Genomic DNA, 23,149 nt, shown 5'->3' with positions numbered 1-23,149 from the left:
CTTCCTGTGGCTGGGCTTCGTCCTGATGGATCAGCGCCACCGGCTCGGGGTCGCCCGGCGTCCCCACCGACTCGGCGGTGAGCGGCTCAGTGACCGGTCGCCCCGTCGCTCGCCATCCGGTGCCAGACCTCTTCCGCCCGCTGCCGCAAGGCGGGAACGAGTTCCACGTTGTCCCCGCGTTCGGCGCTCTGCAGGAGTTCGGTGATGACCACCAACTCTGCGAAGCGCCCGCCCTCACTGTCGAGAACGGTGGAAAGTTCCTGGCGGACGCGCTCGGCGGTCGCCGGCATCCCGACGCTGTAGGCGTGCAGCAAGGCGGCGTCGTAGCCGGCCGGGGCGGTACCCCAGCCTTCCCAGTCCAGGATGCCGAGTTCGGGACCGGCGAGGTTGGCCCAGTGCAGGTCGCCATGTGCGGTGGACCACGCGGGCGGCATCGTAGGGACGGGCCCGCCGAGGAAGGCGAGGTACTTCGGCATGGCGCGGTCCAGGTATGCCTGGCGTACGGCCGTGCGGTCGGTACGGACCGCCGAGAGACAGGCGAGGGTCGTGCGGAGGTCGCTCCACCAGGCGGTGGCGGCCCGGCCGGAGGCACCTGTACCCGACTTCGGGACTCGTGCATCCGAAGTCAGGTGGTCGGTGGTCAGGGGCAGTGATCAGGTGGCAGTGACATGCGCACGGGAGCCGCTGAGCACGTCGCATCCCGGTTCGGCAACCGCCACCGGCCGCTGTGCACCCCCGAACGAGGGATCGCTTTCGCATGCGGCGGGAGGCAGGCGGGACAGCGAGGGTGAGCAACCGCCGATCTCGAACCAGACCGCCTTTCCGTCTGTGGTCGGCCGTGAGCCCCACCTCTGGGCAAGACCTGCGACCAACTGCAGTCCGCGCCCGCTCTCCTCGTCCAGGTCGGCCGGCGCCCGCTGCGGGAGAAGGTCGCCTTCCGCGTCCTCGGCTTCCAGCCGCACGCGGGCCCCGTCCCAGTTCACCGTGACCTGGCAGCCCTCACCGGTGTGCACCACGGCGTTCGCGATCACCTCGCCGGCCAGCAGTTCCAGCGTCTCGACCGTGTCCTCCGCGAGCGGCAAGTCCCAGTCACGGACGATCGCGACAACCCTGCGACGAGCGGAAGACACGGAGCCGACGTCGGATGGGACACGGAAGGACGAGGATTTCGGGACGGGTGTTCGGAACGTCATGGAGGGCGAACCTTCCTGGCTGTGTGCGTCGGAGTTCCACACAACCGCCCACAGCCGACAACTCCCAGAGCACAATGGACGCATTAATGCGGCATCCGTGCGTCACACCCACGCCTCACCTGGGGGGAATTACGCAGCCGCACGTCCCTGACAGGGCAGGCGAAACGGGGAGACAGCGTCATGGCGCACCACCGCAACGGCCTCGCAGCGCGCCGCCGAACCATGGGCCTCACCCAAGAGGCTCTCGCCGAGCACATGCAAGTGGACCGCTCCACCATTACCCGCTGGGAATCAGGCCGCACCGCCCCGCAGCCCTGGATGCGTCCACGGCTGGCCCGCCTTTTGCGCGTCAATGCCGAGGGCCTCAATGACCTACTGACCGCACGGTTGCCAGGTGGCACGCAGGAACAGGACGCTCTCGATTACGCGATGCTTCACCCGGGCCGCATCGATCTGCCCGCCGTCGCCACCCTTCGCACGCGCTTCGACGACTGCGCCGCCCGTTACGACCGTGTACCTTCGGCCAGCCTCATCGCAGAAGCAGCAGCACAGCTCAACCGCATCGACCAGCTTGCCGCCGGCTCCGCCCGCGGACGCGTTCAAAGGGAACTCCACGCCCTGCACGCCGACGCGTGCACTCTCATGGGGCAGTTGGTCTGGGACGCCTCCCAGCGCCGCGACCACACCACCGCGAAGACGTACTACGAGCAGAGCGCCGACCTCGCCCGCCACCTACGGGACACCACTCTCGAAGCCCACGCCTTACTGCGCACCTGCTACGTCGCGCTGTACGGCGCCCGCGACAAGCAGGCCGGGCTCGCACTCGCGGAGCGAGCAGCCGAAACCGCCGAGCACACGAGTCCCGCCCTGACCGGACTGGCACTCCTACACGTCGCCGAGGCACACGCCATACTTCGGTCGAGCTCGGACTGCGAACGCGCTCTCTCCCGCGCAGAACGCCAACTCGCCCACGTGGACGGCAGCGACGCCGCCGCCGGCCTGGTGTCACCCACCCAGTTCGGGCGCCTCGCAGGATCCTGCTACCTCTCCCTCGGAGACCACCGACGGGCCGAGACCTTGCTGGCCAGCACGGCGGAGAAGCTACGGGACAGACGAAAGTCACGCGCGATCGTGCTGGGGAACCTTACGCTCGCCCGTATCCGTCAACGCGATGTCGAGGCGGGGGTGGCCAGCCTCACCGAAGCCATCGCCGAACTGGAGACCACACGCGGAGGCGGAGGCATGAACATCGTCTTCGGAGCCGCCCGCGAATTGCGCCCCTGGCGACAGGAACCCTTCGTCGCAGAGGTTCACGACAGACTGCTCGGCTTGATGACGGCAGCGTAGAAGAGAGAAGGAGACACCGGTGGCAGCCAACTCCCTGGACCGCGCCAAGCAGGCGGTACGCATACAGGTTTGGAACGCCCTGACCGCCGCGGACGCCGTCCACGACTCCTCCGTTCACGGCCGCATCCCCCACTTCAAGGGCACCGAGCAAGCCGCGGCCCAACTCGCGGAACTCCCGGCCTGGCAGCGGGCGGGTATCGTCAAAGCCGTACCGGACAAGGCCCAACTCCCAGTCCGAGTGAGGGCCCTGGAGGAGGGCAAAACCGTCTACATGGCGGTCCCTAAGCTGGCCACCCTCAAGCCCTTCTACCTCCTCGACCCGGCCACCCTCACCATCTCACCCACCGAGGCCGCAGCCAGCCGCACCGCTGCCGTCATCGCCCCCACCGTCGAGGTGGACGCTCTCCGCCCACTGGACCTGATCGTCCTCGGCAGCGTCGCCGTCAACCGCGATGGCTCCCGCATCGGCAAAGGCGCCGGCTACTCCGACATCGAGTTCGCCCTGCTCACCGAGGCCGGCCTGGTAACGCCGGAGACCATCGTCGTCACCACCGTCCACGCACTCCAGGTGACCCAGACCTCGATCCCCACCACCGAGCACGACGTCGGCGTCGACCTGATCGTGACCCCCGACCAGACCATCACCTGCCCGAACCCCCACCGACCGTCAGGAGTCGACTGGTCGGCCCTCACGGCGGAGAAGATCGCCACGATCCCGGCGCTGGTAGCTCGACAGGGCGTCTGACGACCGGAGTATCAAGCGTCTCCCGGGACCAGACAGCAAGGCTCTCAGCCAGAGAGTTACAACCTTCTCTACTGGTTCAAGCCCCGGCTGCGCTCCGCTCCGCCGGGCGCGCTCCCGGCTCCGCCGCCCTCCGCGCTCATGCCTTCGGCCCGCGCTGCGGGCGCTGCGCCGACGCGCGCCCACGAGTGGGATAGGGCCGGGTGACGAAGGCGAGCGCCGAACGAACTTGGCCGCGTCCAAAGACGTGCCTCCGGCGGGGGCGCTCCTGCATCCGGGATGGAGGGGGCGCCGTACGCGAGTGCCGGCCGAGTGTGGTGTGCGCGGGGAGCTCCCATCCCGACCACCATCGACCCAGGCAGAGCCGAGCAGACGCGGTCCACGGTGTGTGGGTCGACAGCAGACGGGATGGGAGCTGGGGCAAGTGATGGGTACAGGTGGGCGGTTGGCCAACAGGCATGCGAAGCAGTGCCAACGGCCCCTCAGGTACACTCCTGACAGGTATTCCTCTCGGGGAACACCTGTAGCCGTGCCTGCGCGCACTTTGGGGAAAGGGCCGCGCAGCACGGCTTCTACAGAGCTAGTCCGAGCAACATCGACTTACAGGAGTCTAGATGCCCGAGCTGGGGTCCACCGTACCGCGCAAAGCATGGCAGTGCAATGCGCAACACGTGATGCTGGAGTGCACTCACCCGCTGCCAGCCTGCAAGCCCACACGACGGACGTGGAAGACTCGGCTGGAGTCAGCCACGACGGTCATGAAGTGCCTTGCTGCGGCCGCGAGTCTAGCCGCAGTGGTCTACCCGTGGGTTAGCACGCTGATGTGAGCGTGCACCACCGTGTCTCTCCCGTGTCTGTCAGGCTGGCAAAAGACGGGGCGCGGCGGGGACTCACGGGGAACTGACCAAGAACACGCAGGTCAGCAACTTCCCAGGTCGCACGGCGGGCGCGTACCCAGTCTTCCAAACTGGTGACGGTTCGATGCTGAGGCCGGGCCGCCCCTGGGCCATCCGAGGCCACTCAACATCAACCAACAACGACAGAAGCCCGCGGCATCTGAACTGGTCAGAGCCGTGGGCTTCTTCTGTCCTGCTGGTCAGCCGAACCGATGATCAGTAGACCGGCTACTGACCGCAGTTGCCGGCGCCTGCCACATCCATTGAGACTCCGCCGACCGCACGCTCCCGTGCATCCCATCGGGTCTCCCGCACACCCGGCACACGGGGGTACGAGAGACCTATCCTGGGGCGCACGAGCGGCTGGGGTTTCCCGGTGACAGACATGTGCGTGACGGGGGTTGGGCATGGTGAATGCGGAGATCGTGCAGTGGGTGCAGCAGGCTGGGCCTGCCGTGACGGCCGCGGTGAGCGCTTACGGGGCGGCGGTGCTGACCCGGGCGGAGGACGCCGCCGCCGATTCCACGGTCAGTCTCGGACAGCGGATCCTCCAGTCGGTGTGGCGGCGCCGGGACGAGACGGGCCGGGCCGAGCTGGAACGCGTGGTGGACGAGGCCGCTGACGAGCGGGACGACACGTACACCACGGCTGTGCTGAGCAGGCTGCTCAAACACGCGTTGCAGAACGACTCCCAGTTGCGGGAGGAGCTGGCCGCCATGCTGCCCACCCCGGCCGCGGGCACGGTCAACATCACCGCTTCCGGCACCCGTTCGATCGCCGGGCAGCACATCGGCACCGCGATCACCGGTGACGGTCACACCCCGCCACAGCCGTGAGCGCTGACGATGCCGTGTCCAGGCCGCGGATCGAGGCCGCCGGACAGCGATCGATAGCGGCCAAGCACGTCGAAAACGCCTACACGGGGGACGTGCTGCCCGCCGAGGCGTTGCACGCGCCGGAGAGAGTCCCTGCGGCGCGGGGCACCTCGAACCTGCCTCCGGCCGCCCTCTGTCTGGGACGTGAGGAAGAACTGGTCTGGCTGCGCCGTGTCCTGACCTTCCAGGGTGAGGGCGCGATCACGCAGAGCGGAGCAGTGCAGGGCTTGGGCGGAGTCGGCAAGAGCACCCTCGCCTTGCACTACGCCCACCGCTACCGCAGCGACTACACCCTGATCTGGTGGATCAATGCGGCGTCCCCCGACGAGATCGAGACATCCCTCACCAGCCTCACTCACACCCTGGTTCCCGGCTGGGCCGCCACAGCCGGGCGCCAAGCACAGGTGGCCTGGGCGAGGCAGTGGCTGGCCTGGCATCCGGGCTGGCTGCTGGTCTACGACAACGTCGAGGACCCTGACGACCTCACCCCGTACATCGGTGCACTCCACCAGGGGCACCACCTGGCAACCAGCCGCCGTACCACGGGCTGGCCCGACAGCGCCCCCACCCTGGCCCTGGGCAACCTCGACCCCGACGACGCCATGGCGCTGCTGTGCCGTCTCGTTTTCAAGGACGCAGCTCCGACACCACGGCAGCAGGCCGATGCCCGCGCCCTCACCGCCGACCTGGGGCACTTCCCTCTGGCGATCAAACAGGCCAGCGCCTACCTCGCCCAGAACCGCGGCATCAGCCTCGACGCCTACCGCCGTCGCCTGGGCACCAAACTGGGCAAGGCCGCCCACGGCATCGACGCCGAACGCACCATCGCCCGCATCTGGAACGTCACCCTTAACGCCTTGGAGAAGGACAATCCGCTGGCTGTAGAGGTACTGCACATCGCCGCCTGGCTCGCCCCCGACGACATTCCCCACACTCTGCTCGCCCCGTCCGGCACCGACCCGGACGACACCGCGGAAGCCATCGGCACCCTGGCCACCTACAGCATGGTCACCGACACCGGCACCACTCTCAGCATCCACCGCTTGGTCCAAACCGTCCTACGCACCGCCCAGAACACCGACGCCACCCAGCTACCCCGGCACCTTCAAGGACGCGACCGCGCTGAACGAACAGTCCTCCATTGTCTGGCTCCGCCTCCAGGCCAGGACAGCACCACCGATAGCCAGTGGGACACCCTCACTCCCCACCTGGTCACCCTTGCCGCTACCACCCCACCTGGACACCACAACGCCCCACTCACCGACGCGTATGGCACCGCTGCCGATCGCCTTCGCGAGCAAGGCCATACCGCCCGCACCGTCCCCCTGTTCGAGGCCGCCCTCGCCCAGTGCGAGCAGACCCTCGGCGACACCCACCCCAACACCCTGACCAGCCGCAACAACCTCGCTGGTGCCTACGAGTCGGCGGGGGACCTGGAACGGGCCATCCCCCTGTTCGAAGCCACTCTCGCCCAGTGCGAGCAGACCCTCGGCGACACCCACCCCAACACCCTGACCAGCCGCAACAACCTCGCTGGTGCCTACGAGTCGGCGGGGGACCTGGAACGGGCCATCCCCCTGTACGAGGTCACTCTCGCCCAGTGCGAGCAGGTCCTCGGCGACACCCACCCCGACACCCTGACCAGCCGCAACAACCTCGCTGGTGCCTACGAGTCGGCGGGGGACCTGGAACGGGCCATCCCCCTGTACGAGGTCACTCTCGCCCAGTGCGAGCAGGTCCTCGGCGACACCCACCCCGACACCCTGACCAGCCGCAACAACCTCGCCTACGCCTATAAGGAGGCCGGGGACCTGGGACGGGCCATCCCCCTGCATGAGGCCACTCTCGCCCAGCGCGAGCAGGTCCTCGGCGACACCCACCCCGACACCCTGGCCAGCCGCAACAACCTCGCTGGTGCCTACCGGGCGGCGGGGGACCTGGAGCGGGCGATCCTCCTGTACGAGGCCACTCTCGCCCAGCGCGAGCAGGTCCTCGGCGACACCCACCCCGACACCCTGGCCAGCCGCAACAACCTCGCTGGTGCCTACCAGGAGGCCGGAGACCTGGAACGGGCCATCCTCCTGTACGAGGCCACTCTCGCCCAGTGCGAGCAGGTCCTCGGCTATACCCACCCCAACACCCTGGCCAGCCGCAACAACCTCGCTGGTGCCTACCAGGAGGCCGGAGACCTGGAACGGGCCATCCCCCTGTTCGAAGCCACTCTCGCCCAGCGCGAGCAGATCCTCGGCGACACCCACCCCCACACCCTGGCCAGCCGCAACAACCTCGCTGGTGCCTACCGGGCGGCGGGGGACCTGGAACGGGCCATCCCCCTGCATGAGGCCACTGTCACCCAGTGCGAGCAGATCCTCGGCGACACCCACCCCCACACCCTGACCAGCCGCAACAACCTCGCTGGTGCCTACCAGGAGGCCGGAGACCTGGAACGGGCCATCCCCCTGCATGAGGCCACTCTCACCCAGCGCGAGCAGATCCTCGGCGACACCCACCCCGACACCCTGCAAAGCCGCAACAACCTCGCCACCGCCCGTGAAGCTGCCGAGACCGTACAGCAACCGGATACAGCAACCTAAGCAGCCACCCCCGAGCAACCGGAATGACCCTCAGCGTCCGTTCCGGATAGAGCCACGGATCAGAAGATCGCTGACATCCACGGCTGACATCAACGACGCCGAACGGGGGCGTACAGCAGCGTCTCTGTCCGGCCGTCGCACCAGTCGGCGGCAGCAGCCGGAGCGGGCGCGGATCGAACTCCTAAAGCGGTGCTCACAGGCAGCTTTCAGCTCTCGGTGCGCGCGACCCTCGGCACCTACTACCTGGTCTTAAATTCGACCCTTCCGGTGCTCATCCTGAAGTTCCCGTTGGAGTACAGCATCGGGCGGGCTTCGACATGGTTTCCACTGTACTTCTCCACGTGCCGGATCTGAACACCGCCGGGAACAGTGAAGTCAATCAGGGCAATGGCTACCCAGTAGGACTGGTTGCGGTTGTTGAACAGTGGCACCGTAACGGTGGAGCCTCGCCCATCAGTAATGACCGCGTGGGCGCCGTAGGACTTGAACGAGCCCGTACCATTCTCCACAGCGCTGTATGCACACAAGAGGACGTATCCCTGGAGGTCGGGACGACGGATCGTGACCGTCTCACGGCCGGGCACTCGGGAGTCGCCGTCCAAAGCGATGTAGGGCGGTGCGGAGATAGATCCAAGTTGGCGGTAGTAGACGACGTGGTCTGTCTTGTTCGGGCGTTTCCCTTGGGGCGTAACAAGACTTCTGGGGACGTAGAGGGCGTATAGGTCGAGGTCGGCGCCGGCTTGTCGCCGGGCTGCGCTTCCACCATTCCACTCAAGGCTGGCGGTGACGACGAGGCTTGGGTCGTCCTTGCGCATGTCGATGGTTGCTTGACCAGCCTTGGTGAGCGCGACCTTACCTAGGGGGGCCGTAGGGCGAGGTTGCGTTGGCGCAGGTGAGGGCGGGGCCGGGGACGGCCCCGGATCATCCACAACGATCCCAACGTCTGTAGCCAGACCCGCCAGTCCTGTGTCCCAGCCCTGGCCTACTGCTCGAGCTTTCCACCCACCTGCTCGTCTGTAGAGCTCGACCAGGATGGCTACTGTCTCTCGATTCGTCAGAGGCGGTGGCATGAAACTGATCCGCGTGCTCCCACACTCGATGACGGCCTGTGGGGTGTTACTTGCGTCGAAGTGGGTGGCCGGTAGTTCGGGGTCGATGCTGGCGACGACAGCGATTCTGTCGACCGTGGACGGGACCGCCACCAGGTCCGCGATGATGGTTTGCCCTTTCAGGGTGACGCTGTCTTGCGACGGATGGTTGTAGAAGACGAGATCGTCATCGCTCCGCACCCTGCCGTCTGTCCCTAGAAGGACGGCGGAGACGTCGATGCTAGTTGTGGGCGATGTAAGGGTGACATGGCATACCCCTACTGACAGGGGCGTGTTGCCGCCCTTGGCAAGAGTCGTGGTCATGTGTGGCCTCTCACGGTGGTGTGTACATCGTGAGGTCTCCGACTGGTTTGTGTACAGCAAACGCTGACGCCGGGAGCAATGAGTACCGCTGCAAGTTGACCGAGTTGCTGGGACGGCCAACCAGGCGATAGTGAAGTACACGCCGTCAGGTGTCCTCCTGCGCGCGCATTCGTCTGAGCACCGCACCACAAGCGCACCAGCTGGAGTGGGGAACAGCGGGGACTCACGGTAAAAACGCCGAGTCCGACGAGGGCGCGCGCCAGCCGTATGCCCAGGTAAGGGCCCTATCCAGCCGCAAATGATCGCAGCTTCCCAAGCTGTGGCTCGGTTCGTTGCCACTTACCGATCGCTGGCCACCGCGCGACGGCCTTCCGCGGGCCTAACCCGGCGCCTCGTCACCCGACCCTGACCATCACACTCCAGGCTGCCCCACGGGGCGCAAACGCACCGCTCTCTTACTGAAGAGCGTCACCAAAGCGCTCGCGACGCTCAGCGCTGCTTCAGCTGCTTCCTGAGATACCGGGACTTCGCGCGGACCGCCCGCATGCCGGTCACCGTGCCCCTCCCACAGATCAGTGAGCATCGCGACTACCCCAGCTGTCGTGCCTTGCGTCCCAGACTTGTCGGTCAGTACGTACTCGTACTTCGCCTCTGCGTCCCGGATATGATCACGGACCCTGCCGAGGGTGGGCAGCGGGCTGCGCGGCAGGAACATCGGGCAGGCCACTGCCTCCACCGCGCGGATCAGGTCAACGTAGGCACCGCTTGCGTCAGCGTGCACCGCGAACAGCTTGTCGCGGGCTCGCCCCAAGTGCCGCCGGGCTGCCAGGTAACCACTGCTCTCAGCCGCGTCTGATGCCATGGCCAGTGCCTCGCTGAGACCCTCCTCCATTCTCCGCTGGAGGCCGCGCTGATCCGGGGCGACCTCATACACCGACCGGGATTCAATCAGCAGGCGGTTCAACGGCTCGATGATCCGCTTGGTCCGCCTGGCGCCGCTGTTCAACCGGGCGACAATCGGCGAAGTTTCCGGGGGCAGTGGCTCCCTGCACAACACGGAGAGGAGGTCATCGACCACGTCCCACAGGATCTCCGACTCCGTGCCGTAAGCAAGAAAGCACACGTACGGGTCCGGGGGCATGGGCACAGACGGCCGACCGGGAAAGTACGCCTTCTCCTCCCGCATCGAACTCTCCGCCTCCCATTGCGCGGTGAGCTCCGCCAGCTCCGCCTCACGTTCTCTCAACTCCCGCTGATAATCGTTCAGGTACCGCCTCGGCAGTTCGAGATCCAACCGGATCAGAACGTGCTGCGCCTCCTGCCGGCCTTGAGCCGCCGTGTCGAAGATCCAGTCACGGAGCGCAGGTTCGAGGGACGCGGGCACCCCCTCTACCAGGGCCGGCACAGGGGCCGTGCCCACGCGAACGGAGAGCCGAGGCCGAACGGTTGATCTCATGTGGCGACGATAGCTCCCTGAACCGACACATCACCCCCAATTTCCTAACGTGCTCCCCTCGCCGGACCAGGTGGTCTCCGAGGCCTGCAGCTCTTGTCAAACTGCGCAATACACATAGCCAGTGCCAGCACGTTCCAAGGTCGAGGTTCGTCCCCGGCGGCTCAGAGGAGGGAACGTGCCATTCGTGTGCCAGATCCTCCGGGGAACCACGGGGAACAGCGGAGACTGACCGCAGGTACGACCAGGGCTAAAACCACACTCCGCCACAGGTCAGTCCAACAACCGCCCGTTGAAGACCCGAGCTTCCCAAGCTGATGGCCTACCGCCGGCCTTGACCCCGTCGGCCCACCTTGATCGGCTGAGCCCATGACCACGGACCCCAGCGAGTACGAGAAGGCCATGCCACTCGTGGCAGCCCACCTCGCGAAGATCGAGCGGGCGGTCGATCGGACCCGCACCTCACACGCCGGACAGCCGTATGCGGCAGTGCATCAAGCACTTACCGAAGCACTACAGGACGAGGACGCTCAGCGGGTCGTCCCGCAGGTCGTCGAGGAGTTGGCGCGACAGATCTCCGAGACCCCGGTAAGCCCTCCGCCCGACATCCACGGCTGACCTCGACGACGCCGGACGGGGGCGTACACCAACGACTCCGTTCGGCCGTCACACCAGTCGGAGGAAGCAGCCGGAGCGGCCTCGGACCGAACTCCTCAAGCCGTGTCGCGGGTTCGCGTCCTGCCAGGGGCACAGAAGTAAGGGCCGGCTCAGGAGGGTCCCCTCCCGGGCCGGCCCCTACCGAGTGCTTCAGTCGGCTTCTCCTCCGGCCGTCCGAAGCACTCGGTCGCAGCTCCGGGCCCATGGGCTCGATGTCGTGTTCAGCCCTGGTCCCGCTCCACCGGGAGCCACAGCTCGGCATCGGCCTCGGTCCCGTCGGCGGACAAGCGGGTGCGGAGGATCTCGGGGCCGGGGCGGCTGCGGTACGGGGTGGAGGGGAACCACTGGGTGAACACGTCCCGCCACAGTTCCTGGATGGCCTGCGGGGCCGGCCCGGAGGTGGTGAAGACCGCCCAGGTACCGGCCGGGACGGAAAGCACGGTGGCGCCCTCGGAGGCGGCCGCCGACGTGATCACCCCGTGGTAGTAGTCGAGTTCGGTGCCCTCGGCGCGGCTGGGGTCCAGGTCGTCGCAGACCGCGACGATGCCCTGTGGCTCCTGGTCCGACAGCTTCTCCAGGCGTTCCAGCATCCGCGGGTCGATCCCGCGGACGAAGTCGATGATCGCCTGGTTCGGTCCCGTGTGCACCAGCGGTACCCGGGCCTTGAGCCCGACGACGCTGAAGTCCGGCCTGTCCACTACGCGATAGCGCATGCTGCTGCTCCCTTCTACGGTGAGGCGGAAGGCCAACCGGGGCTGGGAGACGAGCACGGTACCGGTACGCCGGGCCTCACCCGGCCCGATGCCGTGCATGGCACGGAACGCCCGGGCGAAGGCCTCGCCCGAGCCGTAGCCGTAGCGCACCGCGATCTCCAGCAGCGACTCCCGCCCCGCGAGCACCGCGGCACCCGCGACCGTGAGCCGACGGCGCCGCACGTACTCCGACAGCGGCATGCCCGCGAGTGCGGAGAACATCCGGCGCAGGTGGTACTCCGAGGTGGCCGCGATGCGCGCCAGCTCCGTCACGTCGACCTGCTGCTCGAGACGGCCCTCGATGTGTTCCAGGGCCTGGTTGAGACGCTCCAGCACTCCCGGTCTCCTTCCTCTTTCGTCATCACCACGCTAGGAAGCAGACCCCCTCCCCGACCCGACATCCTGTGCCCGATCCGATCGGCCCGGGCCGGCCTCCCCTTCCCACCGCCCAGTACGACGCGCACACGGGCCACGTGCTTCGCCCAGTGGTCGAGCAAAGCACTCGGTCGCCTGTCGGCCGAACTCCTCAAGCGGACGTCGCAGATTCGAACCTTGCCGGGAGCACGGAGAAAAGGAGCGGATCAGACCCCTGCCCTGGCACTTCGAGGATCCCGCCGCCCCGCCCGGGCTCCGGGCCGAGGAACCGCTGCGCGCCCCCGTCTGCGCGGCCCGGGTCAGCTCTCGGTCCTGGCGGGTTCCTCCCGGGCGGGTTCCTCGCCGTGACGGTCGACGACCGCGCGGACCATGACGGCGTCGATGCCGTACAGCGTGTCGGTCGTGATGCCCCTGGCCTCGTCCCTGGTGGTGTACGACCGCGAGCCGAAGTGGGCGAACGTGTGCTTGTCGAAGATTCACACATCCCGGGTCGCGGACTCGGCGTCCTCGCGGGTGATGCCGATGCCGTGCGGGTCCCGGCGGTCGGGCCGACTGCCGTGACGGTGGTGACCGTGGGGGCGTACTACGACCGTCGCGGGGAAGGCGCGCTTCCGCGCAGCGATGACGCAGGCCCGGGTCCTCTCATGCGGGGCTCGTGGGCGTCATACGGTCCCGGGGTGCTTGCCGGGCCCCTCGGCGCCGGGGAACAGCGGAGTGGGCGACAGGGTGGTGTCCTCCTCACCGGGTTCCAGAAGGGTGTCGGCGGCGCCGACGATGAGGGGGTCGGGTGTGCCGACCGCCTCACTGTCCTTGCTGGCGTAGTCGATGCGCGACAGCAGACTGCGCATGGTCTCCAGCCGGGCGCGCCGCTTGTCGTTGCTCTTGACGACGGTCCAGGGGGCGTGGGCGGTGTCCGTGGCGCGGAACATGTCGACCTTCGCCTCGGTGTAGTCGTCCCAGAGGTCCAGCGACGCCAGGTCGGTGGGCGAGAGCTTCCACTGGCGGACCGGGTCGACCTGCCGGATCGCGAAGCGCGTGCGCTGCTCGGAGCGGGACACGGAGAACCAGAACTTCACCAGCAGGACGCCGTCGTCGACCAGCATCCGCTCGAAGGCCGGGCACTGGTCGAGGAACAGCTCGTACTCGTCCTTGGAGCAATATCCCATCACGCGCTCCACGCCGGCCCGGTTGTACCAGGAGCGGTCGAAGAAGACGATCTCACCGGCCGTCGGCAGATGCGCGATGTGGCGCTGGAAGTACCACTGGCCCGCCTCGCGTTCGGTGGGCTTGTCCAGGGCGACCACGCGTGCGCCACGCGGGTTGAGCCGCTCGGTGAGCCGCTGGATCGTGCCGCCCTTGCCGGCCGCGTCACGCCCCTCGCACACGACGACCAGGCGTGCGCCGGTGTCCTTGACCCACCGCTGGAGCTTGAGCAGCTCGATCTGCAGGATGCGCTTGGTCCGCTCGTACTCCCTGCGGCTCACCTTGCGGTCGTACGGATGGTTCTCCTGCCATGTCCGGATGGGACGCCCGTCCGCGTCCAGCACGATCGGCTGCTCCCGCCGACTGGCGTCCACCGTCAGCCCGTCCAGCAGCTTGTCCGCTTCTTCGGCGTTCATCACCGGTCTCCCCGCTCGGTCCGCTCGGTCTGCTCGGTCCGCTCGGTCCGCACAGTCGGTCAGAAGGACATACGGCCGCGGGAGCGGCGACCTGCCGAACCGCTGCGGCTCACCGCGCGCGAACCGGTGTGGAAGGGCTTGCTGAAGAGCCGGCCCAGGATGCCGGGCGCCCTGCCACCGGCCCGCGCCCCGGCACCGAGCGTACGGTGCGTGCCGCGTTCGGGACGGCGGGAGAGACCGGGGACGAGGAAGGCCAGGACGGCCAGGACCGCACACACGGCGATGACGGCGACGACTACCATGATCGGCTTCCTTTGCTGGTGGACCGACATACGGGTGCCCCGCCTCGTCCCACCCATGTGAGCGGCGAAGGCTCCGATCCGGGACCGGTCCGATCACCGGCCCTCACCCGCACCTGCCGCGGCACGCGCCCGGCGTCGTCGACGCTTCGGCCCGGACACGTCCTCGGTGTCGGAGCCCCGGGGTTCAGTTCTCCGCCACGCTGAACCATTCGGTGCCGCCGAGCAAGTGCTCGTAGACGGGACGGCCCTGGCTGCCGCTGGTGCGGAACGGTTTTCCGTGGTCGTCGATCCGTGTGGTTCCCTGCCGGCCGCCGCTGGACCACTGCAGCTCCGCGTACCAGTGCACATCGTGGGCACGGGCACGGGCGGTGACGTACAGCACCTCGGGGTCGGACCGGCTGACCTTGTAGGGGAAACCGCGCTGGCCGGCCTTCGGCACGACGGTGGGGTGACCGGCGTCGAGATCCGTGTCGAACGACCTCGTCTCCACGCCTCCACCGCAGCCCGACGACCCCAGGTACGCGTTCCAGGCCGGGGGCGCGCTCGAGCCGACCACGCGGACGTGCAGGGACTCGATGACGACGGCTTCGTCCCCGGTGCCCTGGACGGTCAGCGCCACCCGCTGCCGGTCGGCGGCGATGGCGCCGTGCGCCTTCACCCAGCCCGGCACGTCCTGCCCCATCACCGGCGGTGAGACTTCGTCGGGAGGCCGGTCGATCAGGTACTTCCCCTCGCACTGCGGGTCGTCCCAGGCGTAGGTGCGGGTGCTCACCGTGAGCGGGGCCTCGTCGCCGCCCCGGGCGCGGCCCGTGCCGGTGCTGGGCGCCGACGGCTCGGCGTCGGGCTTTCCGGGGGCCGGAGCAGGGGCCGGGGAGCGGCTCGGACCCGCGGAGGGGGACGTGGACGCCGAGGGGGGCGGCGTGGAGGCGGCGGAGGCCGACTCTCCGGAGGAGGTCACGGTGTCGGCCGGCCGGCCGTTCTCCGCCAGGTCTTTCTCCCCGCCCTTCAGGCCGATCGTGAGCGCGGTGGACACGGCGACGACGACGGCGGTGCTCGCCGCGATCAGGGCCCACCGGCTGCGGGCGGTCCGGAGGGGCGCCGGCGTGCGGCGAGTGAGGACAGCCGTCTCCTCCGACGACGGTTCGGCGACGGACTCGGAAGGGTCCCCGGGCTCGCTCAGGGAGGGGGTCGTGGATGCGGACGCGGTCGGCGGCACGGGTCCGGTCGAAAGCCCCGGTGCGGGTCCGGTCGGGGGCCCCGGCGCGGGCGGGGTCGGGGGCCCCGGCGCGGGCGGGGTCGGGGGCCCCGGCGCGGGCGGGGCGTCCGGCACGGGCTCCGGCCGGGGCCGGCCCTCTGTGCGTACCCGCGCGGAGCGTGGCTCCGGGTCCGAGCCGCCGGGTGTGGACGCTCCGGCCCGCTCCGCGGAGTCCGGTTCCGCCTCCGCTGCGGCCCGCCGGGCACGTTCCCGTGCCGCGTCCGCCAGGACCCAGCGCCGGTGTAACTCGACCCGTTCCTCGGGAGTCGCCTTGCACACCCGGGCGAAGCGGGAGACGGCCTCGTGGTCGGCCGGTACGCCTTCCCCCTTGCAGTACCGGTGCAGCGTCGAGGTGCTCATGTGCGCCCGCTTCGCCAGAGCCTCGTAACTCAGCCCGGATCGCTGCTTCAACTCACGCAGCAGTGCCGCGAAATCGGCAATCTCCTCAGCCGCCCCCACCAGTCCCCCATCCCGTTCGGCATCCCATGAAGGTCACGTTTCCCCAGCTCAGAGCCGGTCGCGCATCCCAACGTCCCAAAAATCCCGAGGGAATGGCGCGTGGGACGCCGCATGACACAGCCTTGGGTCATCCAAGCACGGCGCCTCACCGAACACGGTGATCCGCCTCGCCCAACTCCCTTTCACGACCCACGCTTCCGGCGTGCCCACCCGCGCCCCGCGCAGCACGGCCAGGACAAGACCGGCCGACCGACCGACCGGCCGACCGACCGCCGGGCCGCCGGGCCGCCGGTCGGCGACGCGGTTCACCGCCAAAAAATCATCTTCCTGATGTTCAGAGAAAGCAGTCCACTCATGCGTATCGCCACTCGTTTCGCCTCCCGCACGGCCGCCTCTTCCATGGTCGTCGCCGCCGCCCTCGCGTTCGTCGGCTTCCAGGCCGCCGGGCAGACCGCCTCCGCCGCCACGAAGGAGGCCCCCTCGGCCGTCACCTGCACCACGGCGAACACCAAGCTGACCGTCACCGAGGTGTCCCGCCCGATCAACCACCTGCTGCTCAAGGCCACCAACACCGGCACCAAGCCCTGCTACGCCTACAGCGCCCCCCACCTGAGGGCCGGCGCCGACGCCCAGGCCCCGCTGCCGTGGGCCAAGGAGACCACCCCGCAGGCTGTGGTGGTGCTCAAGCCCGGTCAGTCCGCGTACGCGGGCATCACGACGTTCTCCCCCGACGGCGAAGGGGGCAGCACCGCGAAGACCCTGGGCGTGTTCCTCGCCGACAAGAAGGGCAACGCGCTCGACGACGAGAAGACCCTGAAGCTGCCGAACGGCGGTGTCTTCTTCAACAGTGCCGCCACCGTCACCTACTGGCAGGACAACGCGGCGGACGCCCTCGTCTGGTAACCGCCCCGGCATCCCGCGACACAGCCGCCGCCGGCCGCACCGGGCGTCCCTTCTTCACCGGGGCGCGGTGCGGCCGGCGGCAACATCGCGGACGCCACGCGGGCTCCCGCGTGGCGTCCGCGGTACTCCGGCGAACCCTTTTTCGGCTCGCTGCTCAGGCCAGGGGGCTCAGTGTCGGGCTTGGTGAAGGCGAACGCAGTGACCGGGCCGGGGCGCGCGGAGCCGCCCGGGTACCCGGGCGCCGTCCCCTGAGGACGGCGCCCCTGCCGGACATCCACTGAGACCCGACCAGGCGTGCTGTGACGGTCGCCTGGGGCGAATCGGTGTTCTCTCCGCCTCAGGTCTCAGAAACGCTCTCAGCACGTGGCTGCACGTGGCTATTGGACGTCCACGAAGTCGCCGGCCGCGTTGACCGCCGGAGTCGTCGCCGTGCCCGCGAAGCTGTAGCGGAAGTAGCCGTCGACGGAGGCCGTGACCGTGGTCTTCAGGTTGCCCGTCGAGTTCGTCTTGATGGTCTTGACGGTGGTGTAGGTGCTGGAGCTCTTCTTGCGGAACTGCAGCTTCACCGACTGGTTGGTGTAGCCGGCGTACTTGTTGGTCTCCCAGTTGGCGCGGGACAGCTTGCCGGTGACCGTGAGGGTCTTGCCCTTCTTCACCGGCTCCGGCGCGGCGTTGACCGTCAGCTTCGAGTGGCGCTGCACCTTGAACGTGGTGGCCGCGTCCCGGTGGATGTAGTCGTAGTCGTTGGCGGAGACCAGCGTGCCGAGGCTCCAGGTGGCCGCCGCGTTGTTGCCGACGAAGCCGGTCGACGCCTGCGGGTCGAACGTCAGCGTGCCCGTGCAGGTCGACGTGGTGGCGCTCGCCTTGACGCACGTGATCTCGTCGTCCCAGATCTGCGCGTAGTTCGGCTTCGGACCGGAGGCACTGATGTACGTGGTCCCGGCGATGCCCGAATCGTCCGAAGCGGTCACGGAGACCTTGGCGGACACCACCTCGGTGGTACCGACCACGACCGGCTTGCCGCCGTTGACGACGACCTTGTCGATCGTGATGTTGCCCTTGCCGCCGTCTTCCGCCTGGGCGGCGGTGGCGCCGATTGTGGTGACGACCAGCGCGACGCCGGTGCTGAGCAGGGTGAGGCGCGTGGTGGCGCGCATGAATGTCCCCCCGAAGTCTTTGATTGATCAGAGGGAGCGTACGGCGTTGGCCAACGGTTCACCACCTCGTTCTTCAACGCCTCCCCCACACACAGGGCCCTCGCCCTCTTCGAGCCCCGAAAGTGTCAACAACACTCATGCTCAACGGTGTTGCGCCTGCTGATCATCGCCACTCCGGGTACGTCGAGCCGAGGGAGGCGAGGAGACCTGACGAGTCGGCGATGACGGCGATGACGGCGATGACGGCGATGACGGCGATGACGGCGATGACGGCGATGACGGCGATGACATGATCACCCGGCTGCTTTCCGGCACGCGAGTCGGAGTCCGTCTCACGACGAGCGTCATGTCAGCGCGGCCCCAGCTCCTGGTCCAGCTCCATCGGCTCGTCGGCCACGCCCTTGCGCCTCGCGTCATCCTCCCGCAGGTACTGGCGCAGATCGGCGAACACGATGGAGCTCGACCGGGAGCTGTCGCGCGTGACCTCGGATCCTGGGTCGTTGTACGACCTCGGCTTGGAGGACCACGTCATCGAGGTCGTGCTCCAAGCGCCGGTGGAAGACGTGGCGCGCATGCGTGAAGTGCCGCCCCGGATCCTGGAGTACGGACGCCCGGACGCCTGTCCAGGACTGATCATGGTGTAGTGCCCAGAGCTGTCACGCCCTGTCGTTGCGGCTGACATCTGCGACTGACACCAACAGCGGAGGACAACGGCGGTCGTCGCCGGGTCCGTCCTGTGGATGGAGGATCCGGCCTCTGACGGCAGACGACTTCTAGGCAGCCCGCCAGACCGTCATGTCCGCCATCACGAAGCTGACCCCGCTGGCCGGCAGCGCGGTCGACTTCACCTGGACCACGAGCAGGGCGATGTCTCCGGAGGGGTGCTTGACGCAGATCTCACTGCCGTTCGCCACTGCGGCCAGCGGGAGGTCGTGGCTGTCGGCTCCGGTGAGGTCGAGGCGGCACGAGTCCAGGGAGGCGCCCGGCTTGCCGTAGCGCAGGCTGATCACGCTGGTGTCGCTCTCCAGCGCGCAGGTCTCCTCGCAGACGAAGCGGATGTCCCCCTTGCGGTCCTCGCGCTCGACCGGCTCCTTGATGTCCAGTGAGTTCTTCTCGTCCAGCCACTGCTGGGGATACGCGACGGCTTGCGGCGACTTGGACGCGGTCGGGGAGGGGCGTGGCACCTCTGGTGTCCGGCCGTCGGCCTCCGCGGCCGGCGTGGGTGCCGACGAAGAGGTCGACGACCGTCCGGACGTTGTCGGTCCGGACGTCGAGGAGGCGGCCGCGTTCCGGTCGCGGAGCCGGTCCATCGCGTCCTTGACCGTCCATGCCATGCCTGTCAGCAGCAGCGCACCCGCCGTCACTGCGGCGGCCGTGATCAGCGCGATGTTCCGTCGACGGGCCTTCCGCTCGTCCGGCCCGACCGGCTGCGTCCGTGCGAGCAACGGCAGCGTGTGGTGCACCGGGGTGGGATCGGGGACCGGAAGCGGAACCATCACCTCCGGCCCTGTGACCTCCCGCCAGACGGCCGGACCCGCCCCTGCGTCGGCGTCCTGGCCCAACTGCTGCCGACACCACTCGATGATCTCCGCCGGGGTGGCCCGCTCCTCCGGACGGGCGGCGAGGCACCGGGCGAGCAGCGGACGGAGCTGCGGGGGCATGAGGGACAGGTCGGGTTTCACGTGCACGATCCGGTACAGCACGCCGGCCGAGGAACCGTTCCCGTACAGCGGCTCGCCCAGCACCGCGAACGCCGCTGTCTGGCCGAGCGCGAAGATGTCGGTCGCCGCCGTGACCTCGCCCCCGGACGCCTGCTCGGGAGCCATGAACTGGGGCGTGCCGGCGACGGCGTCCGTGGCGGTGTACGAGGTGGCGTCGGCGGCCAGCGAGATGCCGAAGTCGATCACCCGCGGGCCGTCGGAGGCCAGCAGCACGTTCGACGGCTTCAGGTCCCGGTGCACGATTCCCGCACCGTGGATGGCCTGCAGCGCCTCGGCCACCCCGGCCATGAGCCACAGCACCGCCGGCACCGGCAGCGGTCCGCGCCGGGCGACGGCCTCCGTCAGGGAGGGCCCGGGCACGTACAGTGTGGCCAGCCAGGGCGGTATGCCGTCCGCGTCGGCGTCGATCACCTCAGCGGTGTACGCGCCCCGGACGCGCTGGGCCGCCTTTATCTCCCGGCCGAACCGCCGCCGGAACGCCGGGTCGTCGGCCAATTCCGGCCGTACCACCTTGATCGCCACCGGTCGTCCACCCTGCGTGTGCGACAGATAGACGCGCCCCATGCCTCCCGCGCCGAGCCGGGCAGCGAGGCGGTAGCCGGCCACCGCAGGCGGATCGTCCGCCTGCAACGGCCGGAACACCTCAGTCGCGTTGTTCATCGGTCCTCGTCCCCCCGCCCCTCTGAGTCGATGATCTGATGAGCTGATCAATAACAGCAGCCTAAAGGTCGTCCTCCCTTTCAAGGCCCGGGGCTGATCTGATCACTCGTACGACCGGAGGGGCCGGGGCGTTGAGGCGCGAGTTCGCTTGATTGCGGCGACAGTTGGTGATCGGCAAGCTTGGTGATGCTCATGAGAAGCGACGACGCCGCCGATGGCCACCGAGGCCGTGCGGGTGATGGGGGACCGATGAAGGAACGGCATGTGCGGAAGATGCTGCGGCAGATGGCGAGCGGGGAGCCGGTCAAGGTCGCCCCCGCCACGGCGGCATCCCTGAAGAATTTCAGCCGACTCGCCTTCATCGCCCAGCAGTTCGGGTACGACTACGCGGACATGCAGCAGGACGACAGGTACGTGATGTGGATCGAGCCCGACCCCAGCCCGCAGGCCCAGGCGCGGGCCGCGCAGAACTGGGCGCGGTACCCGGACGCGGGCGACGGGGGCGCGCTGCCGCCCTTCGTGCCCGAGGCGCTCGAGCTCCTCGAGGCACGCATCGCGTTCGACATAACCGCCATGTACACCGACAGGCAGCTGATCCTGATCACAGGTATCGCCGCCATCCCGCTGGCCCTGCCCCTCGGCTTCGCGCTCGGCGAGGGCACCACGGCCGTTGTCCTCGTCGGCGTCATCTGGGCCGCGCTGATGGCCCTGATACCCATCGGGTTCACCATCAACCGACACTACAAAGCCAAGTACTCCTCTCTCCTGCAGGCCGCCGGGTTCACCCTGGTGACCGACCAGGACGGACGGCTGCGGTATGTGCCGCCGGGCGAACCGCTTCCCGGGCACGGAAATCCGTTCGCCGTAGGGACGTAGTACCCACGGCGTCACGAACGCCGTCGACGCCGCGAACCGCCGGCCCGCCCCCGCCCACACCACCCGGGCGGCCCGGCGCCCCCTCGCCCGCCTGCGCCACCGGACCCCGCGCACGACCGGGACCCTCCCACGCCCGCCGCACCGCCGTACACGTCCGTCCCGACCAGGGCCGACGTGTACGGGAACCAGGCGCGGACGGTGCTTTCCCGGGCCCGCTCACAAGGAGCGGCGGTGGCGCTGGGCGGCCGGCAGGGCTCGCCTCCGGACGTGGCCCACCCGACCCCCTCGGGAGCCCCCCTCAGCGAGGAAGGTCCCATCCCGGTACCCGTATCGCGGTAGCGGGACGATCACCGGTCCCGACCGTCGTCCACACGCCCCTGGCGACCATGTGAGGACCGGTCGCCCACGGGTACTCGGCAGGCCGAGCGGCGGAGAGCACCGCCCACTTCGCGGAGGGACGGTCCCATGGCTCAGCGTGTCAGCGATGTCATGACGAGTGCCCCGGCGACCGCCGAACCTCTGACCTCGGCGACATCAGCGCCGCAAGGCCCGACAAGCAGCGCACCCCCTCCGTATGAGCGAAGGCGGTGCGGTGTCGAGGAGAACCAGCCCACAGGCGGATGAGCGCCAAGAGGAGCGTGTGCCATGACAACTCCTGATCCCGACCCGAGGCAAACCCCGGAAGCCGCACCGAGGAGCGGCGTCTCCCCTGGTGAGACGCCTCCCGCCGAAGGCGGCACGTACGGCATCTCGTATCCGGAGCCGCCCGAGCTGCGCAAGGGGTGGGGAGCGGTGCCGCTCGTCCTGATCATGGCGGTGGTGGCACTGGTGGTGATCGGACTGGTCGCCATGGTGGTGACCCTGGTCGTGTAACGCTTCCCGCGCATGCTCAGGGGCCGCAAGGCGTTGTCGCCGGGTGCCGTCGGTGGCGGGACGCGGCGGCCAGGGCGCACGGGGCAGTCCGGAACGCCGGCTGCTCCCGGTCCTACGTGACCTTCCGGTGCGTGGGGCTGATGGCGGTGTGGACGGGATCCGTTCTCGCCGTGGGAGCCACGGCACTCGTGATCTTCATCCACGCGAGGACGTGGCGAGCTGCGGCCTGCCCGACGGAGGGCGTCAGACCCGGTCCAGGGGCCAGTGCGGTCCGCTGGGCAGCTCCGCTCTGATCGCGTCGCCCGGGCGCACCGCACCGCTCTCCCTCACGATGCTCATGATTCCGGCCTTGCGCACGAGGTTCCCGGCTTCGTCGCGACCGACCACCTGCTTCAGCAGCCCGTCCTGGAAGTTGTCGATCTGCAGACAGGGATTGCGCAGGCCCGTCACCTCCAGCACCGCGTCGTCGCCGATGCGCAGCAGCGTGCCGACCGGCAGACCGAGCAGGTCGATGCCGCGGGTGGTGATGTTCTCACCGAGGTCACCGGGCGCCACCTCGAACCCCTCTCCACCGACCTCGGCGAAGAGCTCCTCATGGATGAGGTGGACCTGGCGCAGGTTCGGCCGGGTGGGGTCCTGCGCGACCCGCGAGCGGTGCTTGACCGTCACGCCGGCATGGACGTCGCCCTCCACACCGAGCCCGGCGAGCAGCACGACGCTGTCCCGGTTCGGCTTGGTGAAGGAGTACACGCCGTTGCTGCTGACTGCCGTCACTGTCCCGGTCATCCTCGGATCCCCCTCCTCGGCGCTGAACAGCCACGACCCTAACCGCCGGACCTCGCGGCGGCCACGGTGCGGCGGCCACGGTCGATCGCGGGTGGGGCCGTGAGGCTTTCCGGGCTCATGGGTACTTCGACCTGGGGTGCTGGGCCTCGGAGCCTTCGTGGGGGGCGCGGCCGGCCGGGCCCGCCCGCTCGCACGGGGTACGCGGAGCAAGCAGTGTGCCGGCCGGCGTCCGGTCGGGCGTC

Annotated in this window: 21 protein-coding genes; 10 read left to right on the top strand and 11 right to left on the bottom strand. The window is 68.8% G+C overall.

Features of this window, described 5'->3' with window-relative positions; genetic code table 11:
* Positions 1-86: 86 nt before the first annotated feature.
* A complete protein-coding gene (locus OHB56_RS22230; protein ID WP_406359188.1) occupies positions 87-629 on the bottom strand; it encodes a phosphotransferase in 543 nt (180 codons plus the stop codon).
* 24 nt (positions 630-653) lie between these two features.
* Positions 654-1,193, bottom strand: a complete 540-nt coding sequence (locus tag OHB56_RS22225) for an ATP-binding protein (protein WP_406355209.1) — start codon at positions 1,191-1,193, stop codon at positions 654-656.
* Positions 1,194-1,373: 180 nt separating this feature from the next.
* Here OHB56_RS22225 and OHB56_RS22220 point away from each other — a divergent pair, with 180 nt between their 5' ends.
* The 4 genes from OHB56_RS22220 to OHB56_RS22205 all read left to right on the top strand — a co-directional run bounded on the left by OHB56_RS22220 (position 1,374) and on the right by OHB56_RS22205 (position 7,647).
* Complete coding sequence (locus OHB56_RS22220) at positions 1,374-2,540, top strand: helix-turn-helix domain-containing protein (protein ID WP_406355207.1); 1,167 nt, start codon at positions 1,374-1,376, stop codon at positions 2,538-2,540.
* Positions 2,541-2,559: 19 nt separating this feature from the next.
* On the top strand, positions 2,560-3,285 hold the full coding sequence (locus tag OHB56_RS22215; RefSeq protein WP_406355206.1) for a 5-formyltetrahydrofolate cyclo-ligase: 726 nt from the start codon (positions 2,560-2,562) through the stop codon (positions 3,283-3,285).
* A gap of 1,300 nt (positions 3,286-4,585) precedes the next feature.
* Entirely contained in the window at positions 4,586-5,014 is a 429-nt protein-coding gene (locus tag OHB56_RS22210; RefSeq protein WP_406355204.1) for a hypothetical protein, read from the top strand.
* Complete coding sequence (locus OHB56_RS22205) at positions 5,011-7,647, top strand: tetratricopeptide repeat protein (protein WP_406355202.1); 2,637 nt, start codon at positions 5,011-5,013, stop codon at positions 7,645-7,647. Before OHB56_RS22210 ends, OHB56_RS22205 begins: the two co-directional genes overlap by 4 nt.
* 239 nt (positions 7,648-7,886) lie before the next feature.
* Here OHB56_RS22205 and OHB56_RS22200 read toward each other — a convergent pair whose 3' ends face one another.
* Together OHB56_RS22200 and OHB56_RS22195 are read right to left on the bottom strand one after the other, a co-directional pair.
* Positions 7,887-9,059, bottom strand: a complete 1,173-nt coding sequence (locus tag OHB56_RS22200; RefSeq protein WP_406355201.1) for a TerD family protein — start codon at positions 9,057-9,059, stop codon at positions 7,887-7,889.
* A gap of 412 nt (positions 9,060-9,471) precedes the next feature.
* Positions 9,472-10,443 (bottom strand): hypothetical protein, encoded by a 972-nt coding sequence (locus OHB56_RS22195; RefSeq protein WP_406355199.1) that lies wholly within the window; start codon positions 10,441-10,443, stop codon positions 9,472-9,474.
* Positions 10,444-10,881: 438 nt separating this feature from the next.
* Between OHB56_RS22195 and OHB56_RS22190 the strand changes: the two genes are divergently transcribed.
* Positions 10,882-11,130, top strand: a complete 249-nt coding sequence (locus OHB56_RS22190) for a hypothetical protein (protein ID WP_406355197.1) — start codon at positions 10,882-10,884, stop codon at positions 11,128-11,130.
* A gap of 260 nt (positions 11,131-11,390) precedes the next feature.
* Here the strand turns inward: OHB56_RS22190 and OHB56_RS22185 are convergent, their stop codons facing one another.
* From OHB56_RS22185 to OHB56_RS22170, 4 genes are all read right to left on the bottom strand, one after another.
* Complete coding sequence (locus OHB56_RS22185) at positions 11,391-12,257, bottom strand: effector binding domain-containing protein (protein ID WP_406355196.1); 867 nt, start codon at positions 12,255-12,257, stop codon at positions 11,391-11,393.
* A gap of 701 nt (positions 12,258-12,958) precedes the next feature.
* On the bottom strand, positions 12,959-13,915 hold the full coding sequence (ppk2, locus tag OHB56_RS22180; protein WP_406355194.1) for a polyphosphate kinase 2: 957 nt from the start codon (positions 13,913-13,915) through the stop codon (positions 12,959-12,961).
* Between the two features lie 59 nt (positions 13,916-13,974).
* The gene (locus OHB56_RS22175; RefSeq protein ID WP_406355192.1) at positions 13,975-14,217 is read right to left on the bottom strand and encodes a DUF6411 family protein; all 243 of its coding nucleotides are present in this window, start codon (positions 14,215-14,217) and stop codon (positions 13,975-13,977) included.
* Between the two features lie 184 nt (positions 14,218-14,401).
* Positions 14,402-15,931 (bottom strand): helix-turn-helix domain-containing protein, encoded by a 1,530-nt coding sequence (locus tag OHB56_RS22170; protein WP_406355191.1) that lies wholly within the window; start codon positions 15,929-15,931, stop codon positions 14,402-14,404.
* A gap of 354 nt (positions 15,932-16,285) precedes the next feature.
* Here OHB56_RS22170 and OHB56_RS22165 point away from each other — a divergent pair, with 354 nt between their 5' ends.
* Positions 16,286-16,834, top strand: coding sequence for a DUF4232 domain-containing protein (locus tag OHB56_RS22165; RefSeq protein WP_406355189.1), 549 nt, complete (start codon positions 16,286-16,288; stop codon positions 16,832-16,834).
* Between the two features lie 377 nt (positions 16,835-17,211).
* Here the strand turns inward: OHB56_RS22165 and OHB56_RS22160 are convergent, their stop codons facing one another.
* Positions 17,212-17,991, bottom strand: a complete 780-nt coding sequence (locus OHB56_RS22160) for a calcium-binding protein (RefSeq protein WP_406355187.1) — start codon at positions 17,989-17,991, stop codon at positions 17,212-17,214.
* 137 nt (positions 17,992-18,128) lie between these two features.
* Here OHB56_RS22160 and OHB56_RS22155 point away from each other — a divergent pair, with 137 nt between their 5' ends.
* A complete protein-coding gene (locus OHB56_RS22155; RefSeq protein ID WP_406355185.1) occupies positions 18,129-18,284 on the top strand; it encodes a hypothetical protein in 156 nt (51 codons plus the stop codon).
* 186 nt (positions 18,285-18,470) lie between these two features.
* Complete coding sequence (locus tag OHB56_RS22150; protein WP_406355183.1) at positions 18,471-18,635, top strand: hypothetical protein; 165 nt, start codon at positions 18,471-18,473, stop codon at positions 18,633-18,635.
* A 129-nt stretch (positions 18,636-18,764) separates the two neighbouring features.
* On the opposite strand, the gene OHB56_RS22145 is transcribed toward OHB56_RS22150, so the two are convergent.
* Positions 18,765-20,372 carry a serine/threonine-protein kinase gene (locus tag OHB56_RS22145; RefSeq protein WP_406355182.1) on the bottom strand — a complete coding sequence of 536 codons (1,608 nt, stop codon included), beginning with the start codon at positions 20,370-20,372 and terminating at the stop codon, positions 18,765-18,767.
* Between the two features lie 249 nt (positions 20,373-20,621).
* Between OHB56_RS22145 and OHB56_RS22140 the strand changes: the two genes are divergently transcribed.
* Together OHB56_RS22140 and OHB56_RS22135 are read left to right on the top strand one after the other, a co-directional pair.
* Positions 20,622-21,248, top strand: a complete 627-nt coding sequence (locus OHB56_RS22140) for a hypothetical protein (RefSeq protein WP_406355180.1) — start codon at positions 20,622-20,624, stop codon at positions 21,246-21,248.
* Between the two features lie 645 nt (positions 21,249-21,893).
* Positions 21,894-22,121: a DUF6480 family protein gene (locus tag OHB56_RS22135; RefSeq protein ID WP_406355178.1), complete on the top strand. Its 228-nt coding sequence runs from the start codon at positions 21,894-21,896 to the stop codon at positions 22,119-22,121.
* Positions 22,122-22,364: 243 nt separating this feature from the next.
* On the opposite strand, the gene OHB56_RS22130 is transcribed toward OHB56_RS22135, so the two are convergent.
* Positions 22,365-22,907 (bottom strand): MOSC domain-containing protein, encoded by a 543-nt coding sequence (locus OHB56_RS22130; RefSeq protein WP_406355177.1) that lies wholly within the window; start codon positions 22,905-22,907, stop codon positions 22,365-22,367.
* Between the last annotated feature and the right edge of the window lie 242 nt (positions 22,908-23,149).

This window comes from Streptomyces sp. NBC_01635, assembly GCF_045209715.1.
Lineage (GTDB): Bacteria > Actinomycetota > Actinomycetes > Streptomycetales > Streptomycetaceae > Streptomyces > Streptomyces hirsutus.
This window is presented reverse-complemented; position numbering and strand designations above follow the sequence as displayed.